We start from the raw sequence: 16,489 nt of genomic DNA on the forward strand, positions 1-16,489 counted from the left end.
GTCGTCGCGGCCGCTCCCGTTCCCGCGCCTTCCACCTCTGAAGGTGCGGTCACCAAGCCGGTGACGCCGCCTTCGGTCGTGGCACCCGTACCCGCGAGCGGCGCAAGCGCTGCAGCCAAGCCGGCGCCTGTCACGGCGTCCCCGGCAGGCCCGGGCAGCGGAAGCTCGGGTGACGAAGACCTCGGCTGGATCTGGCCCGCGAGCGGTTCGCTGATCGCCGGCTTCGACGAAGCCAAGAACAAGGGCTACGACATCAGCGGCAAGGCGGGCGATCCCGTGCTGGCTGCTGCCGACGGGCGTGTGGTCTATGCCGGCGCGGGTCTGCGCGGCTACGGCAACCTGATCATCCTGAAGCACAACAACACCTACCTCACGGCGTACGCTCACAACCAGACGCTGCTCGTGAAGGAAGACCAGTCGGTTCAGAAGGGCCAGAAGATTGCCGAAATGGGCAACAGCGATGCGGATCGCGTGAAGCTGCATTTCGAAATCCGCCGCCAGGGCAAGCCCGTCGACCCGTCACGCTACCTGCCCGGCCGGTGATGCCATGGCTGCCTCCCGCCCCCATCGCACGCTGCCCGTGCGTGGGCTGGCGGGTCGGAGCAGCCGGTCTTGCGACGACAACAAGGAAGCTTCGGCCGAGGAAGCGCTTCCACTCGATCCGCTAGCGATCAACACAGCGTTGCCCCAGGGCACGATGGCCGAGCTGATCGGCGGCGAAGGCGCAGATGCGCTGACCATCTACCTGCGCCAGGTCCGGCGCACCGAGCTTTTCACGCCCGACGAGGAATTCCAGACCGCGTGCGCCGCGCGGTCCGGCGATTTCGCGGCACGCCAATCGATGATCGAGCACAACCTCAGGCTCGTGGTCAACATTGCCAAGGGCTACCTGGGCCGCGGCGTGCCGCTGTCGGACCTCATCGAAGAGGGCAATCTCGGGCTGATGCATGCCATCACCAAGTTCGAGCCCGAGCGCGGCTTTCGTTTCTCCACCTACGCGACCTGGTGGATTCGCCAGTCGGTCGAGCGCGCAGTCATGACCCAGGCCCGTGCGATCCGCCTGCCGGTGCACGTGGTGCGGGAACTGCAGCAGGTGCTGCGGGCCCGCCGCGCACTCGAAGGCGATGCGGAGTTTGTTGCGCACCGGCCCGACGGCGTGCGCGTGGAAGACATCGCCGCGCTGCTCGGCCGCGACGTGCAGGCAGTGGCCGACTTGCTGGCCCTTTCCGAGGCGCCGCGTTCGCTCGATGCGGGCGATGGGCGCGGGGACGAGGGCTTCACGCTGGCCGACACCGTGGCGTCCGACGACGAGCAGGGCAATCCGAGCGGCGTGACCCAGACACACGAGGTGGAGCGCCTGCTCGACCAATGGGTCCACGCCCTCGACGCACGCGAGCGCGAGGTGCTGGAGGGGCGCTACGGCCTGCACGACCGCGAGCCCGAAACCCTCGAGGTGCTGAGCGTGCGGCTGGGCCTCACGCGGGAGCGGGTCAGGCAGATCCAGAACGAAGCGCTGGCCAAGATGCGGCGCCAGCTGGCGCGCTCCGGCATCGGGCGGGACGCGCTGTTCTAGCGGCGCGAAAGGAGGGGGCCGCCGCACTGAGACAATCGGGGGATGACGGAATCCATCGAAGAAAAGAAAGCCCCCACGAATCCCGGCGACGAATGGCTGCAGGTCGAGTCGCTAGACCTCGATGCGCAAGGCGTTGCCCACAAGGCCGACGGCATGGTCGTGTTCATCGAAGGCGCATTGCCTTTCGAGGAAGTGCAGTTCAACGTCCATCGCCGCAAGAACAACTGGGAGCAGGGCACGGTCACCGCCATCCGGCGCGAATCGTCGCAGCGGGTGCGCCCGGGCTGCCCGCATTTCGGCTTGCACACCGGCGCCTGCGGCGGCTGCAAGATGCAGCACCTGGATGCGGCGGCCCAGGTCGCCGTGAAGCAGCGCGCGCTGGAAGACAACCTCTGGCACCTGGGCAAGGTTCGCCCGGAGAACCTGCTGCGGCCCCTCGAAGGACCCGCATGGCACTACCGCTACCGCGCGCGGCTGTCGGTGCGCCATGTGGTCAAGAAGGGCACGGTGCTGATCGGCTTTCACGAACGCAAGAGCCGCTACCTGGCCGACATGCAGGTGTGCCCGGTGTTGCCGAAGCAGGTCAGCGAGATGCTGATGCCGCTGCGTTCATTGATCGGCTCGCTCGATGCGCGCGAGACCTGCCCGCAGATCGAGCTCGCCTGCGGCGACGCGCCGGGTTCTACGGCGCTTGGCACGATTGCCTTGGTGTTGCGGCACCTGGAGCCTTTGTCCCGCGGTGACATCGACCGGCTGAAGGCGTTTGCTGCGCAGAACGAAGGTGTCCAGTGGTGGCTGCAAGCCAAGGGGCCGGAGACGGTGAAGCTGCTGGAAGAGGGCGGCATGCCGCTCGCCTACCGCTTGCCCGAGTTCGGCGTCACGATGCCGTTCAAGCCCACCGATTTCACGCAGGTCAATCCGCACATCAATCGCGCGCTGGTGGGCAAGGCGCTGCGCCTTCTCGACGTGCAATCCGACGAGCGCGTCATCGACTGGTTCTGCGGCCTCGGCAATTTCACCTTGCCGCTGGCAAGCCGGGCGCGCGAGGTGCTGGGCATCGAAGGCAGCGACACGCTGGTGGCGCGCGCGACGGACAACTTCGAGAAGAACCAGCCCGCAACGAGTGCACGACGGGCGCTTTCAGCGACCCGCTTCGTGGCCCGCAATCTGTTCGAGATGACGCCGGCCATGCTGGTGGCCGATGGCAGCGCCGAGAAGTGGCTGGTCGATCCGCCGCGCGAGGGTGCATTCGCACTCGCCAAGGCGATGGCCGACCTGCATCAGCAGCCCGATCTTCGCACCGGCGGCTGGACGCCGCCGAAGCGCATCGTGTACGTGAGCTGCAATCCGTCGACGCTTGCGCGCGATGCCGGCTTGCTGGTGCATCAGGCGGGATACCGGTGCAGCTTCGCGGGGGTGGTCAACATGTTCCCTCACACGGCACACGTCGAATCGATCGCCGTCTTCGACCTGGAATGAAAAAGGGCCCCGACGGGCCCTTTGTTCCTGTGCGAGATTCGCTGCTCAGTCGCGTTCGCCGCCGAAGATGCCCAGGAGCGCCAGCAGGCTCTGGAATACATTGAACAGATCGAGGTACAGGGCCAGGGTGGCGGTGATGTAGTTGGTTTCGCCGCCGTCCATGATCTGCTTCAGGTCATAGAGCATGTAGGCCGAGAAGATGCCGATGGCCGCCACCGAGATGACCAGCATGCCCGTGGTCGAGCCGACGAACACGTTGATGATCGCGCCGAACATCAGCACCATCGCGCCGACGAACAGGAACTTGCCCATGCCCGACAGGTCGCGCTTGATGACGGTGGCCAGCGAGGCCATCACGAAAAACACGCCGGCGGTGCCGCCGAAGGCCGTCATGACGAGTTCGGAGCCGTTCTTGAAGCCGAGCACCATCGCGATCAGGCGCGACAGCATCAGGCCCATGAAGAAGGTGAAGGCCAGCAGCACCGGCACGCCGGCGGCGGAGTTCTTGGTCTTCTCGATGGCAAACATGAAACCGAATGCGCCGCCGAGGAAGACGATCAGGCCGAGCCCGCCGGTGAGCGAGCGCGTGAGGCCGGTGCTGACGCCGATCCAGGCGCCCAGCACCGTGGGCAGCAGGCTCAGTGCAAGCAGCCAGTAGGTGTTGCGCAGCACGCGTTGGCGCTCAGCCTGCGGCAGCGCCTGGCCGTAGCCGGTGGAAGTGTCGAGGGTGGTGACGCGGTCGTTCATGGCCGAAGCTCCTGTGGTTGCTGCAATGATGCAGTTGGGCGCATTCTAGGGGTCTGCAAGAGCAGGGTCTCGGAAAGACCGTATGCAGGTTGTTCTTAAGCGCCCCGAGGGCGAGGGGCTGGATGACCGTTATGCTGTCGGGCTTTTACGCAACCAGAACCCGACATGAAGACCAAATCCTTCCTCGAACTCGCCGACGTCAAGGCCATCGCTGCAGCGGCCGAAGCCGAGGCTCTCAAGAACAACTGGGCCGTCACCATTGCGATCTCCGACGATGCCGGCAACCTGCTCTGGCTGCAACGCCTCGACGGCGCCGCGGCGCTGTCCTCCCACATCGCCCCTGCCAAGGCGCATACGGCCGCCATGGGCCGGCGCGAGAGCAAGGTCTATGAAGACATCATCAACGGCGGCCGCACGGCGTTTCTGACGGCTCCGGCGGTTCAAGGCCTGCTCGAAGGCGGCGTGCCGATCGTGAAGGACGGCCAGGTGATCGGCGCCGTCGGCGTGAGCGGCGTGAAGTCGAACGAAGACGCCCAGATTGCCAAGGCGGGCATTGCCGCAATCGGCCTCTGAACTTCTCTTCGCACAAAGCAAAACGCCGACTTCAAGGTCGGCGTTTTCTTTTGGGCGTTCAGCGTGAAAAAAAGCTTGGCTAGTCGGCGAACCGTTGGCTAGCAAAAAACGACCCTTCGGAGATGAATCTCCTTGAGTCGCCCCACGATGAAACTTGCGCGAAGGGCGGGCTGAACGACTTACTTGGTCAGGATCAGCTTGCCTAGTTTGGTGGCTTGAAGCCGATAGAGCGAACCGTTGTGCATGATGCCCACGGTCTTGCTTCCCTTGAGAAGCTCCGTGCTTTCGACCATCGGCACCGGTCGCGATGCCTGGATGGACGCATGACCGCCACCCGATTGGTCGAGCGAAGGATGGTTCAGAACAGAAAAGGCGTTCGGTGTGGCTGGCATCTGGAGTTCCGTTATCGAAGCGATGAGTGAATGATAATGATTCTCAATAATAAGTCAATCGCGAAGATTGATTTTTTTCACAGGCTTCGAGTTCGAATCACTTCGGATCGGGTTCGGTGATGAAACCGATCTTGCGCACGCCGGCTTCCCGCGCCTCCGACATGGCCTTGGCCACGCGCTCGTAGCGCACGGCCTTGTCGCCGCGGATGTGCAACTCGGGCTGCGGCTCCTTGGCGGCTTCGGCGGCAAGGCGGTTGGGCAGTTCGCCGTCGTCGATCTTCTGTTCGTTCCAGTAGTAGCTGCCGTCGGCCGTGACGCTGAACAGGATGTTCTGCGGCTTGGGCTGTTCGGGCTCGCTGCTTGCGCGGGGGAGGTCGATGTTGACTGCGTGTTTCATCACCGGCACGGTGATGATGAAGATGATCAGGAGCACCAGCATGACGTCGACCAGCGGCGTCATGTTGATCTCGTTCATCACCTCATCGGGTTCGTCTTGCGTTCCGAAAGCCATGATGCTCAGCCCTTCTTGAGCGGAACCACGACGGCATCGCCGCTACCGCTTTGCACGCGGGCACCGGTGACGAAGTAGGCATGCAGGTCGTGGGCGAAGCTGTTGAGCTTGGTCAGCACGAACTTGTTACCGCGAACCAGCGCGTTGTAGCCGAGCACCGCGGGAATGGCCACGGCCAGGCCCAGCGCCGTCATGATCAGCGCCTCGCCGATCGGGCCTGCCACCTTGTCGATGGTGGCCTGGCCAGCCGAACTGATGCTCATGAGTGCGTGGTAGATGCCCCAGACCGTGCCGAACAGGCCGATGAAGGGCGCCGTCGAACCCACGGAGGCCAGGATGGCGAGACCGGTTTGAAGGCGTGCAGTGAAGGCGTCGATGCCGTTGCGCAGCGCGCGCGTGATCCAGTCGCTCACGTCGAGCGCGTCGTGCAGATGGGCCTTGGTGTTGCGGTGGTGCGCCGCGGCTTCACGGCCTTCGAGCGCCAGTGCGCGGAAGGGGTTGCTGTCGTCCTTGCCGAGCTTGTTCAGCGCGGTGGCGAAATCTTCGCTGTGCCAGAAGTCCTGCGAGTTCCTTGCAAGGCGCTTGTACCTGACGACGTCGAGCGCCTTGACGATGATCACGATCCACGACGCAAGCGACATGCCGATCAACAGCACCGCGACGGCCTTGGTGACGAAGTCGCCCTGATTCCAGACGTTCATCAAGCCGAATTGGGAGTCCATAAAGTGCCTTGTTACTTGGGTTGGTCAAAAATAATGGGGGCCGGCAGCATGAAAAGCGTGTCTTCGCCCGCGTCGGGGTGCTGCAAGACGGTCAGCGAAGACATCAGGACGGCGTCGCGGGCGGCCTTGTCCAGCCGGTCGTAACCGCTGGACTTCTGTATCTCGGCGCGTCTCACGGTGCCATTGCGATTGAAGTAGACCGCGATGGTCACTGTGCCGTATTCGCCAAGCCGGTCGCTCAAGGCTGGGCGCTTTGGGGTTGGTTTACGCAGCCATTGCGCTTGCGCGGCCGTGACCTCCACGACCTTGGGGCTGGCCGGTGGCGCGGGCGGGGGCGAAGGCGGCGCGGGAGGAGCGGGCTCGGGTGCAGGCGGAGCCGGCGGTGGCGGCGGTTCCGTGGTTCCTACCGGGGCCGAAGGCGCGGGCGTCGGCTTGGGCTCGCGAATGGCTTGCGGCCGCGGAGGCGGCGGCGACTTGGTCACTTTCGGCGGAGGCGGCGGAGGAGGGGGAGGCGGCTCCACCTTGGGCTTCGGCGCTTCGACGAACTGGCTCAGTATCTCGACCGGAATAACCACTTCGGCGGCCCGGCGCAGCAATCCGCTTTGCAGCGCCCAGAGCGCGGCCGCATGAAACAGGATGACGCCGCCCGCAATGACGACATTGCGCGAGAGGCCAAGAACCGAGGGAGGGGGGGCAAAGCGGTCAGACACGATCAACCATTCGAATGCGGGCACCCCAAAAGGTGCCCCGATTGCAGCAAAACCGCTACGGCGACGTTATTTGCGAAAAATCCACCAGACCGAGCCTGCGACGAGGATCAGGCTGCCGCCGATTGCCGAGACGAGTTCCATGCCTTGCTTTCCGTGATGGAGGTGGCAAGCTGGATCGCTCTCGGGCCCGATTCGCGATTCAACGCGGCGACCGGGTGAGAGGCGCTGCATTGCGCGACGATATCGCGCGCACAACCTTCACATTGACCACACTGGGTGGCCACGCCAAGCTCGAATTGGACTTCGTCGAACGTCATGCCGGCTCGCACATGGCGTGCGATTTCTCGGTCGGAGACTCGGCGGCAGACGCAAACGATCATGGCTGTGAAAGCGGCAGTTGGCTGGCTGTTGGGTGTGCCTGATTATAAATAAGAATCCATCGCATTTGCAATAACTATGGTGTTACCGGCTTTTGCGAGGGGCTGGGCCGTCCGTCGTTAGACCTCCGACCAGAGCCGCAGGAGGTTGTGGTAATGGCCAGCGAGCGCCACCGTCTCTTCGCATTCGCCCAGTCGGGCCCGCAATTTCTGGATGTTCTGGTCGAGTTCGAACAGCATGCTGCGTTGCTGGTCGTTGCGCACCATGCTCTGGAGCCAGAAAAACGAGCACACGCGAGCCCCGCGCGTCACGGGATGAACGCGGTGCAGGCTGCTCGCCGGATAAAGGATGAGGTCGCCGGCCGGCAGCTTGACTTCGTGCGATCCATAGGTATCGATCACCTCGAGCTCGCCGCCTTCATAGTCGTCCGGATCGCACAGGAACAGCGTGCAGGACAGGTCGGTGCGCAGTTGCTGGCCGCTTCCGGGCAGTGCGCGAACCGCGCCGTCGATGTGAACGCCATAGTGTTCGCCGCCCTCATAGCGGTTGAAGAGCGGCGGAACGAAGCGGGAGGGCAGGGCTGCCGCAAAGAAGAGCGAATGACGCGCAAGCGCGGCCAGCACGGTGCTGCCGAGCTCGCGGCCGACGGGCGAAGACTCCGGCAGCTGGCGATTGCGCTTGACCTGCGCGCCTTGTTCGCCGACCGTTTCGCGGCCGTCGATCCAGTGCGTGGCGTCGAGCGCAGCGCGCATTTCGCGCACCTGGATGGGACTCAGCACATCGGGCACATGCAGCATCATTTTCAGAACTCCGCAAAGAGAAAAGCCCCGGCGCAGGCCGGGGCTCGAGTTTCGCACCGTGCCGGGGCGGACCCGGCAGGAACGCATCAGAACGCGAAATTCGCGGTGATCTTCGCCGAGCGTGGCGTGCCCGGCGTATAGCGGTAGCCGCTCTTGTTGATGGCGGCCGCGTACTGCTTGTCGAACAGGTTGGAGATGTTCAGCTGGATGTCGACGTTCTTGCTGATGCGGTAGGACGCCATGGCGTCGAACACCCAGTACGAATCGATGTACAGCGGCGTGCCCACGGCGCTGTCGGTCCCGCGATGCAGCTTGCCGTTGTAGCGTGCGCCGCCGCCGATCGTCAGGCCGAACGGAAACTGGTAGGTGGTCCAGGCCGTGAAGGCGTTCTTCRGCGTGTAGGTCAGCACGCTGGTGCCGTCTGCGCTGACGCTCGTGCCGCTCTGGACCTTGGTGTCCATCGTCGTGAACCCGGCGCTCACGCCCCACTTGTCGGTAATGGCGCCTGCCACGCCCAGCTCGATGCCCTGCACGCGCTTCTTGCCGCTCTGGTAGTAGAGCGTGGTGTTGGTCGGGTCCTGCACCACTTCGTTGCTCACGTCCGTGCGGTAGATGGCACCGGTCAGCGACAGCTTGTCGCTCAGCACGTCCCATTTGGTGCCGATTTCGAAGGTCTTGGCCTTCTGCGGCAGGAAGTCGGTGCGTGCCGCGCTGTTGCCGGAGCCGGCGGCCGACAGCGAGAAGTTCGCGCCGCCCGGAGGCTGCGCAGACGTGCCGTACGCCGCGTAGATGCTGCCGTTCTTCGCAGGCTTGTAGACCACGCCGATCTTGCCGGTGAACAGGTTGTCGGAGAGCTTCAGCGACGAAGGCACCAGCGTACCGAGCGGGAGGCCGGGGTTGGTGGTGGCCGTCGACAGCGTCGCCCCCTGGAACGACGTGCTGTAGTGGTCGAAGCGCAGGCCGCCCGTGATTTGCCATTGCTCGTTGAGCTTGATGGTGTCGAAGGCATAGAGGCCGACGGTGTTGGTCACGCCCTTGCTGTCGGCGCCGCTGCGGATGCGGCTGTAGCCGTCGACGTACGGATTCGGTGCATAGAGGTTGGCCGCCGGCCACGCGCCGTTCTGCACCACTCTGCCGTTGAGGCTTGCACCGGGGGCGAAGAAGCCCAGGTTCGACTGTTCTTCACGGATCAGTTCGACGCCTGCACTGAGCGAGTGGCTCACGCTGCCGGTGTCGAACTTGGCGGTCACGTTCGTCTGGTTGACGAAAATCGTGTTTTCCTGGTTCTTGTTGGTCGGCAGGTTGCGCGTGGTCGTCCAGGTGGAGGGCAGGCCGGGAATCGGCGTGTCGAGGAACGCCGTGTTCGCAGCTGGCCGTGCGCCGGTGGCCGTGAGGCCGCCGAGCATGAACGACGTCAGCATGTAGTCCTGCTTGGTCTTGCCGTAGCGGGTGGTGTTGCGCAGCGTGATGTCCGGCGTGAAGTCGTGTTCGACGCGGGCGGTGAACATGTCCGCCTTCACGTTGTTGAAGTCGTAGGCCGTGCCGTAGAAGTTCTTCGGATCGACCGGCGCCGCGTAGTTCAGGAAGCTGCGGCGGCGTGCGCCGAGCGATGTCGGATCGGGGTTCGAGTAGCTCGGCAGCCCGATGGTCGGCACGCCGCCGTCAGGGATGTTGTCCTGGTCGACGTGCAGGTAGTCGAAGTAGAAGCGCGTGGGCGAATTCAGGCCGAGTGCGAGCGACGGTGCGATCGCGGTGTGCTTGTTCTTGATGAAGTCGCGGCCGGGAACGCCGGAGTCTTCCACCACCGCATTGAGGCGGAATGCGGCACCGATGCCGTTGGCGCTGCTGAGCGACTTGTTCCAGTCGATGCTGCCTCGCTTGTAGTCGGCACTGCCGAAGCCGATCGAACCCGTGAAGCTGTCTTCGAGCTTCGGCTTCTTGGTGACCAGGTTGATGTAGCCGGTGGGCGAGGTGCGGCCGACGTCGGTGCCCGACGGACCCTTCACCACTTCGACCTGCTCGATGTTGAACACGTCACGCGAGATCGAGCCGAGGTCGCGGATGCCGTCGACGAAGATGCTGCTGGAGCTGTCGAAGCCACGCATGAACACCGCGTCGCCCGTGTTGGTGTTGCCGTTCTCCCCGAGGAAGAAGGTGCCCACGCCGGGCGTGTTGCGCAGCGCTTCGGTCAGCGTCGTTGCGCCTTGTTCGCGGATGATCTGTTCCTTGATCACCTGGACGGTTTGCGGTGTGTTCACCAGCGGCGCGGTGAACTTGGGATTGGCCGACGTGTCGGTCTTGTAGTCGACGGCAGACGAGTCCTGCACACGGATTTCAGGCAGCGCCGCGCCTGCCTGGGCAAAGGCGGCGGGAGCGGCAATGGCCATCAGCGTTGCAGCGGCAGCGCCCGAGAGGTGTGGAACGGCGCGCGCTACGGCGTGTTTGCGGCTCTTGATGTAGGCCATGAAGTTTTCTCCGAAAAGGGCGGCGAGCAAGGACTCGACTGGCGATGTCCGCACGCGCGCTTTCGGGGGAAAACCGGGGACTGGCTGGGTGAGTCAATTTGCGGGGGATGCAAATTGATGCGAATGATAGTGTTTCTCAATACATTCGGCTTCGTCGAAATCGACTTAAGCCAAAAGTTGTGCTGCAGTTGTTGTCGATATGCAACTGCCGGGCGTCCCGGGGCGCCGCCGCTCGGTTCAGTAGACGTCGCGGCGATAGCGTCCGGTCGCCGACAAATCGCTCCAGAGCGCGTTTCCGGCAATCTGCCGCAGGGCGGCGTCCACACCCGATGCCATGCCCTGAAGGCTGCCACACACATAGACGGCCGCGCCGTTGTCCAGCCACGCACGCAGCGTGTCGGCCGATTGCAGCAGCCGATGCTGTACGTAGAAGCGCTCGGGCTGATCGCGCGAGAACACCATGTCGAGCCGCTGCAGCACCCCGCTGGCTTGCCAGGCCTCGATCTCCTCGCGGTACAGGTAGTCGTGCGCGGCCTGTCGTTCGCCGAACACCAGCCAGTTGTCATGGCGACCTGCCGCTGCGCAGGCACGCAGATGGGCGCGCAGGCCGGCCAGTCCGGTGCCGTTTCCGATGAGGATCAGGGGGCGCGCCTCGTTGCCATCGAGGCGGAAGGCACGATGCGGTCGCAGGCGCAGCGCCACGGTGTCGCCGACCGTGAGTGTCGAGGTGAGCAAGCCCGATGCTGTGCCAAAGGTGCCATCGGGATGCCGCTCCTGCCGCACCAGCAATTGCAGCTCGCCGTCGCTGTGCAGCGATGCGATCGAATAGTCGCGCGGGCGGCTCGGATCGCTTGCGACGGCGATCTGCACCAGGTCGCCGGAAGCCCAGTGGGGCATCGTGCCCGCCGCGGGCGTCAGGCCCAGATGAAAGACGGGTGCGCCGGCGCTGCCTGCATTGAGCAGTTCACGTGCGGTGAGCCGCCAGGGCGTGAATGCGCTGGCCGGATCGTCATTGGCGGCCGCAGCGTCGCCCCATCGGGCATGCCAGGTGGCCAGCGTGGTGGGGTCGCTGTTGTCGACTTCGATGCGTTCGAAATCGCGCTGGGCGCCGGCTGCGTGGAGCCATGCATCGAGCGCGCGACCGAAGCCGCAGAAGTTCTTGTACTGGCGATCGCCAAGCGCCAGCACGGCATAGCGAAGCGAAGACAGGGTCGAAGGCAAGCTCATCACGCGTTCGGCGAACACACTGGCGCCATCGGGCGCATCGCCTTCGCCGTACGTGCTGGCCACGAAGAGCGCATGGCCTGCAGAACCCAGCGTGGCGGCGTCGAGGGCGTTGAGTTCCATCACGCGCACCGAGGTGCCTGCGGCGCGCAGCTGCCGCGCCGTCTGCCAGGCGATGGCCTCGGCCTGGCCGGTCTGGCTGGCGAACAGCACGAGGGTAGGGGGCGCGTTGTCGTCGGTCGACAGCGCCGCAGCTTCGTGGACCGCAGCGGCGCGCAGCCGCCGTTGGCGCATATAGACGGCCAGGCAAAGCGCCGCATAGGCCGCCGCCGTGGCGCCCGCGCCCAGCGCGCGCAACATCGCCTCGGTCATGTTCCGGTTTGCGCACGCCATGCGCGCGTGGCTTGCGGACCGGGCGACGCATCGCCATGGCCGACGAACAGCGCGGCGACATCGTGGCGCTCTGCAAAGGCCGGGCCTTCGTCGAGCCCCAGCACCGTCAGCACGGTGGCCAGCGCGTCGGCGTGCATGCATTGCGCGTGCAGCACCGTGACGCTGGCCAATGAATGCGCGACCGGCTCGCCGCTGCGCGGATCGACGGTGTGCGACCAGCGGCGCCCTCCGTGTTCGCGCCGATGCCAGCGGTCGCCCGAGGTGGCGACGGCCATGTCGGCGAGCGCAATGCGCTGGGGAGATGCCGATTCGCTGTCGATCAGCACTTGCCATGGCTGGCCGCCGGGGCGGCGGCCGATGCCCCGCAGTTCCCCGCCGATCTCGAACAGCAGATCGGTGAGGCCGAGCCCGCGCAAGGCTTCTGCGCCGTGGTCGACCGCGAAGCCCTTGGCAATGCCCGAGAGGTCGAGCGTGATGCCTCCCGGCTGCAGCAGCGAGTCGCTTGTTTCGTCGAACGCCAGCCGCTGCCAGCCGGTGCGTGCGCGCGCCTCGGCAAGGACTTCGAGGGCGGGCGGGCCACTCGCTTCCGCGTCAGGGCCGAATCCCCAGCAAGCCACCAGCGGACCGACTGTCGGATCGAGGGCGCCCGCGCTGGCGCGCGCCCAGTGAGCGGCGCAGGTCATCACTTCGGCGAACTCCTTGGGCAGCACGTGATGCGAACCTGCGGACGCGCGGTTGAAGCGGCCGATGTCCGATTCCGGCTCCCAGTGGCTCATCTGCGCGATCACCCGGGCAAGGGCCGCCTCGATCGTCTCGCGCACTCGCTCCAGCGGAAGCATCTGCGGGTTGTCGAAGCGAAGCGACCAGGTCGTGCCCATGGTTTGCCCGTCCAGTTGCTGCAGGCTGGCGGGGTCGGCGCGGCGCGGTACGGCCGCGTTGGCGTAGCCGCCGGCGCGCCAGGTGCTGAAGGAAACTCCCAAAGGCGTGCGTGCGCCGCTGTCAGGGCATCACTTCAAGGGTGGCTGCATAGCTCAGGCGGCGTTCCTTGGCTTGCGGCACCGAGGTCTTGTTGTCCTTGGTGCTGGCGTCGAGCCAGTACATGCCGGCGGTCGGCCAGGTCACGCTGAACTGGCCCTTGTCGTCGGTCTTGAGCTTCATCTCGTCGAGCTTGTCGCGGTACTGGGTATTGCCTGTGGTCACGGTCACTTCGAGGTTCTTCGCGGGCTGGCCGTCGAGGTTCAGCGTGAAGCTGGCTTTCTCGCCCTTGACCAGGTCGGTCGGGCTGCCTGCCACGATCAACTCCAGTCCCTGGCCGATCGGCTTGAGCACCGAGGGCTTGCCCACCGTCACGAAGGTCTCGATGCGGCCCGCCGACTGGGTGATGGTGACGTCCTGTGCATCGGCGGGGATTTCCTTCGCGATGGTTTCGGCCGTGCCGCGCGCGCGCTTGTTCTGGCCCGTGGCCTTGTCCTTCCAGCTGGCGAAAGCGCCCGCATTGACCACCGCGATGCGGTAAGTGCCCGGCTGCCCGACGCTCACGTCGAACACATTGCGCAGCTTGAGCTTGGCTTCGCTCTCGGGCTTGACGGCGCTGCCGTCGGGCGCGGTGATCTGCAGGCCTTCGAGCCGCAGCGGTGCATGGTTGGCGACGAACAGGTCGTTCGACACCGCCGCGTCGACGGAGACGGTATCGGCCTTGGACAGCACGGTGCTCGAGGGCAGCAGCCAGGCGTTGTGCGCCTGGGAAGCGGAAGCGATGGCCGACAGGGCGATGGCGAGGCCGGCGGCGCGCAGGGTGAAGCGGGTCATGGAAGGTCCTTGGTGTGGTGTGCGGGCGAGGAAGGGAGGATCTGTCCGGTGTCGATCAGGGCTTGAGTTCGAGCTTGATCTCGCCGAGCTCTTCCTTGCCGGTCGCGGTCGGTTGCGCTGCCGCGGTGGGCGGCCACTGGAACGGGATGCTCACGACCTCGCGGCCGCCGACCTCGCGCGCCGCCTCGACCACCAGCTTGTAGGCGCCAGGCGCGAGCCTGGGCATTGGGTTCGTGCCTTCGGTGAAGCTCAGCTGGTGCTTGCCGGCGGGCTTGGTGGCACCGGTCACCCCGTCGATCGGCACCGCGAGTTCGCGGCCCCCGCGGCGCCACCATTGGCGCATGTCCTTGAGCCATTTCGTGCCTTCGCCTTCGGGGTTGTTCGTCTTGGTGCGCACGTCGTACCAGACGGCCAGCGTGCCCGCGACCGTGTTGTCGGCGCGTTCGATCCAGGTCGCCACGTAGGGGCGGTGGTATTCGGAGACGTTCAGCCGCGGAATCTCGATGTTGACGGCCAGGCCGGCCGCGAAGGCCGGGGCTGCGAACAACGCCGACATGGCGATCGGCGCAAGTGAATAGCGAACGTGCACTGGGAACCTCTTTTTCGGAATCAATGGATGAACAGCAGCGCGAGCAGCACCGGCACGACGAGCCCCATCCCCACCATCGGCCAGGTGAACGGCCGGTTGCCCGCGTGCATCTTGAGAATGAACAGCCCGGTGATCGAGAAGACCAGCGCGGCGCCCGCGAAGATGTCGATGAACCAGCTCCAGGCCGCGCCGGTGTTGCGGCCCTTGTGCAGGTCGTTGAAGTAGGAGAGCCAGCCGCGGTCGGTGCGCTCGTATTCGACCGCACCGTCGGCGAGGTTCAGGCGCAGCCAGGCGTCGCCGCCGGGGCGGGGGAGCGAAAGATAGATTTCGTCGTCCGACCATTCGGCCTCGTGGCCGGCGGTGCCGACATCCCAGTGCTTCTGAACCCAGGTCTGCAATTCGACGGGCAGGGGCGCCTTGCCCTTTTGCGCCTTGGCGGCGGGCAGCTGTTGTTCGAGCCGGGCGCGCAGCGCCTCGTCGACCGAGCCGTTCAGCTTGGTGATGGCCGGCTTGGCCTCGATCTGCCCCGCATGATTGAGGGTGAAGCCCGTGATGCTGAACAGGATCATGCCGACAAGGCATATCGCCGAACTGACCCAGTGCCATTCGTGCAGGGTCTTGAGCCAGTAGGCACGGCGGCGGTTGTCGGGGCGGGCAGCGGTCATCGAAGGCGCGGATTCTATCCGTGCGAATGAGAATGACTGCTATTTGGAGGGCGTTAAGTTACGTAAAGCAATAAAAAACGGGACCGAAGTCCCGTCTGTTGCGAAAGCCGGTGGCTGGCTTTATTCGAGTTCGCCCATCTGCGATTGCAGGTAGTTCTGCACACCGACCTTGTCGATCAGGTCGATCTGGGTTTCGAGGAAGTCGATGTGCTCTTCCGTGTCGTCCAGGATTTCCTGCAGCAGGTCGCGCGAGACATAGTCGCGCACCGATTCGCAATGCGCGATGCCGTCCTTGATGGTCGCTTGCGCGCCGGTTTCGGCTCCCAGATCGCAGCGCAGCAGTTCGGGCACGTCTTCGCCGATGTTGAGCTTGCCGAGGTCCTGCAGGTTGGGCAGGCCGTCGAGCATGAAGATGCGGTCCATCAGCTTGTCGGCGTGCTTCATTTCGCCGATCGATTCTTCGTATTCCTTCTTGGCCAGCTTGTCCAGACCCCAGTGCTTGAGCATGCGGTAGTGGAGGAAGTACTGGTTGATCGCGGTGAGCTCGTTCTTGAGCTGCGCCTGCAGATGTTCGATGACCTTGGGGTCGCCCTTCATGGTTTTTTCCTTGTTCTGAAAGCGGTGATTGTGAGAGGGGCGGGCGAGCACTTGCAAGCAATCCCATGCTGCGGCGGTCTGCATGCGTGTGATGGTGATACACGTTCGTATTGAGGTGGCGAAAGCCGATGGCGAACATAGCGAGCCGCAATACTTTTAATAGCATATAGCTATTAAAGTTTGTGGATTGGTAGTTATACTGATGCTTCGTTTTTTCATCAGCCACCACCAAGGAACCTTCAATGTCCCTGATCAACACCGAAATCATTCCCTTCAAGGCCACCGCGTATCACAACGGCAAGTTCGTGCCCGTCAGCGACGAAAACTTCAAGGGCAAGTGGTCGGTCGTGGTGTTCTACCCGGCGGACTTTACGTTCGTGTGTCCGACCGAACTCGGCGACCTGGCCGACCACTACGCCGCATTCCAGAAGCTGGGCGTCGAGATCTACGGCGTGTCGACCGACACCCACTTCACCCACAAGGCATGGCACGACACATCGGAAACCATCGGGAAGGTCAAGTACCCGCTGATCGGCGACCCCAGCCAGCAGCTGTCGCGCGCCTTCCAGGTGCTGATCGAAGAAGGTGAAGACGCCGGTCTCGCCTACCGCGGCACTTTCGTGATCGACCCGCACGGCAAGATCAAGACCATCGAAGTGCACGACAACGGCATCGGCCGCGACGCCGCCGAACTGCTGCGCCGCGTGAAGGCTGCCCAGTACGTGGCTGCCCACCCCGGTGAAGTCTGCCCTGCCAAGTGGACCGAAGGCGCCGAAACGCTGAAGCCTTCGTTCGACCTCGTCGGCAAGATCTAAGCGCCCCCGCGCGAAAGCCCGGGCGCTCACGAGGCCCCGGGCTTTTT

Annotated in this window: 19 protein-coding genes; 5 read left to right on the forward strand and 14 right to left on the reverse strand. The window is 64.7% G+C overall.

The window, feature by feature from the left end:
• The 3 genes from AC1DXX_RS27675 to rlmD form a co-directional block, all read left to right on the forward strand.
• Positions 1–543, forward strand: a 543-nt coding sequence (locus AC1DXX_RS27675) for a peptidoglycan DD-metalloendopeptidase family protein (protein ID WP_478137417.1), incomplete at its 5' end; no start/stop codon positions are given.
• 4 nt (positions 544–547) lie between these two features.
• Positions 548–1,573 carry a sigma-70 family RNA polymerase sigma factor gene (locus AC1DXX_RS27680; RefSeq protein ID WP_478137418.1) on the forward strand — a complete coding sequence of 342 codons (1,026 nt, stop codon included), beginning with the start codon at positions 548–550 and terminating at the stop codon, positions 1,571–1,573.
• Between the two features lie 42 nt (positions 1,574–1,615).
• Positions 1,616–3,052, forward strand: a complete 1,437-nt coding sequence (rlmD, locus tag AC1DXX_RS27685; protein ID WP_478137419.1) for a 23S rRNA (uracil(1939)-C(5))-methyltransferase RlmD — start codon at positions 1,616–1,618, stop codon at positions 3,050–3,052.
• A gap of 45 nt (positions 3,053–3,097) precedes the next feature.
• Here rlmD and AC1DXX_RS27690 read toward each other — a convergent pair whose 3' ends face one another.
• Positions 3,098–3,799, reverse strand: a complete 702-nt coding sequence (locus tag AC1DXX_RS27690) for a Bax inhibitor-1/YccA family protein (protein WP_478137420.1) — start codon at positions 3,797–3,799, stop codon at positions 3,098–3,100.
• Positions 3,800–3,964: 165 nt separating this feature from the next.
• Between AC1DXX_RS27690 and AC1DXX_RS27695 the strand changes: the two genes are divergently transcribed.
• Positions 3,965–4,372, forward strand: coding sequence for a GlcG/HbpS family heme-binding protein (locus tag AC1DXX_RS27695; RefSeq protein WP_013540499.1), 408 nt, complete (start codon positions 3,965–3,967; stop codon positions 4,370–4,372).
• 179 nt (positions 4,373–4,551) lie between these two features.
• Here the strand turns inward: AC1DXX_RS27695 and hemP are convergent, their stop codons facing one another.
• The 13 genes from hemP to bfr form a co-directional block, all read right to left on the reverse strand.
• Positions 4,552–4,764, reverse strand: a complete 213-nt coding sequence (gene hemP, locus AC1DXX_RS27700) for a hemin uptake protein HemP (protein WP_280809852.1) — start codon at positions 4,762–4,764, stop codon at positions 4,552–4,554.
• A 97-nt stretch (positions 4,765–4,861) separates the two neighbouring features.
• A complete protein-coding gene (locus AC1DXX_RS27705; protein WP_478137421.1) occupies positions 4,862–5,275 on the reverse strand; it encodes an ExbD/TolR family protein in 414 nt (137 codons plus the stop codon).
• A gap of 5 nt (positions 5,276–5,280) precedes the next feature.
• Complete coding sequence (locus AC1DXX_RS27710; protein ID WP_478137422.1) at positions 5,281–5,997, reverse strand: MotA/TolQ/ExbB proton channel family protein; 717 nt, start codon at positions 5,995–5,997, stop codon at positions 5,281–5,283.
• Between the two features lie 11 nt (positions 5,998–6,008).
• The gene (locus tag AC1DXX_RS27715; protein ID WP_478137423.1) at positions 6,009–6,731 is read right to left on the reverse strand and encodes an energy transducer TonB; all 723 of its coding nucleotides are present in this window, start codon (positions 6,729–6,731) and stop codon (positions 6,009–6,011) included.
• Between the two features lie 83 nt (positions 6,732–6,814).
• Positions 6,815–7,087, reverse strand: coding sequence for a (2Fe-2S)-binding protein (locus AC1DXX_RS27720; protein ID WP_478137424.1), 273 nt, complete (start codon positions 7,085–7,087; stop codon positions 6,815–6,817).
• Between the two features lie 117 nt (positions 7,088–7,204).
• A complete protein-coding gene (locus AC1DXX_RS27725; RefSeq protein WP_478137425.1) occupies positions 7,205–7,885 on the reverse strand; it encodes a Fe2+-dependent dioxygenase in 681 nt (226 codons plus the stop codon).
• An 86-nt stretch (positions 7,886–7,971) separates the two neighbouring features.
• Complete coding sequence (locus AC1DXX_RS27730; protein ID WP_478137426.1) at positions 7,972–10,350, reverse strand: catecholate siderophore receptor Fiu; 2,379 nt, start codon at positions 10,348–10,350, stop codon at positions 7,972–7,974.
• 237 nt (positions 10,351–10,587) lie between these two features.
• Positions 10,588–11,946: a sulfite reductase subunit alpha gene (locus AC1DXX_RS27735; RefSeq protein WP_478137427.1), complete on the reverse strand. Its 1,359-nt coding sequence runs from the start codon at positions 11,944–11,946 to the stop codon at positions 10,588–10,590.
• Positions 11,943–12,947 carry an FAD:protein FMN transferase gene (locus AC1DXX_RS27740; protein ID WP_478137428.1) on the reverse strand — a complete coding sequence of 335 codons (1,005 nt, stop codon included), beginning with the start codon at positions 12,945–12,947 and terminating at the stop codon, positions 11,943–11,945. The genes AC1DXX_RS27735 and AC1DXX_RS27740 overlap by 4 nt, the downstream gene beginning before the upstream one ends.
• 19 nt (positions 12,948–12,966) lie before the next feature.
• On the reverse strand, positions 12,967–13,776 hold the full coding sequence (locus tag AC1DXX_RS27745; RefSeq protein WP_478137429.1) for a DUF4198 domain-containing protein: 810 nt from the start codon (positions 13,774–13,776) through the stop codon (positions 12,967–12,969).
• A 55-nt stretch (positions 13,777–13,831) separates the two neighbouring features.
• Positions 13,832–14,332 (reverse strand): DUF2271 domain-containing protein, encoded by a 501-nt coding sequence (locus AC1DXX_RS27750; RefSeq protein WP_478137444.1) that lies wholly within the window; start codon positions 14,330–14,332, stop codon positions 13,832–13,834.
• Between the two features lie 53 nt (positions 14,333–14,385).
• Positions 14,386–15,030 (reverse strand): PepSY-associated TM helix domain-containing protein, encoded by a 645-nt coding sequence (locus AC1DXX_RS27755; RefSeq protein WP_478137430.1) that lies wholly within the window; start codon positions 15,028–15,030, stop codon positions 14,386–14,388.
• Between the two features lie 120 nt (positions 15,031–15,150).
• Positions 15,151–15,627, reverse strand: a complete 477-nt coding sequence (bfr, locus tag AC1DXX_RS27760) for a bacterioferritin (protein ID WP_007830763.1) — start codon at positions 15,625–15,627, stop codon at positions 15,151–15,153.
• Between the two features lie 242 nt (positions 15,628–15,869).
• Between bfr and ahpC the strand changes: the two genes are divergently transcribed.
• The gene (gene ahpC / locus AC1DXX_RS27765) at positions 15,870–16,442 is read left to right on the forward strand and encodes an alkyl hydroperoxide reductase subunit C (protein WP_478137431.1); all 573 of its coding nucleotides are present in this window, start codon (positions 15,870–15,872) and stop codon (positions 16,440–16,442) included.
• Positions 16,443–16,489: the final 47 nt, after the last annotated feature.

The organism is Variovorax sp. P4_B10, assembly GCF_056402375.1.

Coding starts and splice junctions, on each gene's coding strand:
- AC1DXX_RS27695 (WP_013540499.1), top strand. CDS start 3,965: ATGAAGACCAAATCCTTCCTCGAACTCGCCGACGTCAAGGCCATCGCT.
- AC1DXX_RS27690 (WP_478137420.1), bottom strand. CDS start 3,799: ATGAACGACCGCGTCACCACCCTCGACACTTCCACCGGCTACGGCCAG.
- AC1DXX_RS27710 (WP_478137422.1), bottom strand. CDS start 5,997: ATGGACTCCCAATTCGGCTTGATGAACGTCTGGAATCAGGGCGACTTC.
- rlmD (WP_478137419.1), top strand. CDS start 1,616: ATGACGGAATCCATCGAAGAAAAGAAAGCCCCCACGAATCCCGGCGAC.
- AC1DXX_RS27705 (WP_478137421.1), bottom strand. CDS start 5,275: ATGGCTTTCGGAACGCAAGACGAACCCGATGAGGTGATGAACGAGATC.
- AC1DXX_RS27750 (WP_478137444.1), bottom strand. CDS start 14,332: ATGTCGGCGTTGTTCGCAGCCCCGGCCTTCGCGGCCGGCCTGGCCGTC.
- ahpC (WP_478137431.1), top strand. CDS start 15,870: ATGTCCCTGATCAACACCGAAATCATTCCCTTCAAGGCCACCGCGTAT.
- AC1DXX_RS27755 (WP_478137430.1), bottom strand. CDS start 15,030: ATGACCGCTGCCCGCCCCGACAACCGCCGCCGTGCCTACTGGCTCAAG.
- AC1DXX_RS27720 (WP_478137424.1), bottom strand. CDS start 7,087: ATGATCGTTTGCGTCTGCCGCCGAGTCTCCGACCGAGAAATCGCACGC.
- AC1DXX_RS27735 (WP_478137427.1), bottom strand. CDS start 11,946: ATGACCGAGGCGATGTTGCGCGCGCTGGGCGCGGGCGCCACGGCGGCG.
- hemP (WP_280809852.1), bottom strand. CDS start 4,764: ATGCCAGCCACACCGAACGCCTTTTCTGTTCTGAACCATCCTTCGCTC.
- AC1DXX_RS27725 (WP_478137425.1), bottom strand. CDS start 7,885: ATGATGCTGCATGTGCCCGATGTGCTGAGTCCCATCCAGGTGCGCGAA.
- AC1DXX_RS27680 (WP_478137418.1), top strand. CDS start 548: ATGGCTGCCTCCCGCCCCCATCGCACGCTGCCCGTGCGTGGGCTGGCG.
- bfr (WP_007830763.1), bottom strand. CDS start 15,627: ATGAAGGGCGACCCCAAGGTCATCGAACATCTGCAGGCGCAGCTCAAG.
- AC1DXX_RS27745 (WP_478137429.1), bottom strand. CDS start 13,776: ATGACCCGCTTCACCCTGCGCGCCGCCGGCCTCGCCATCGCCCTGTCG.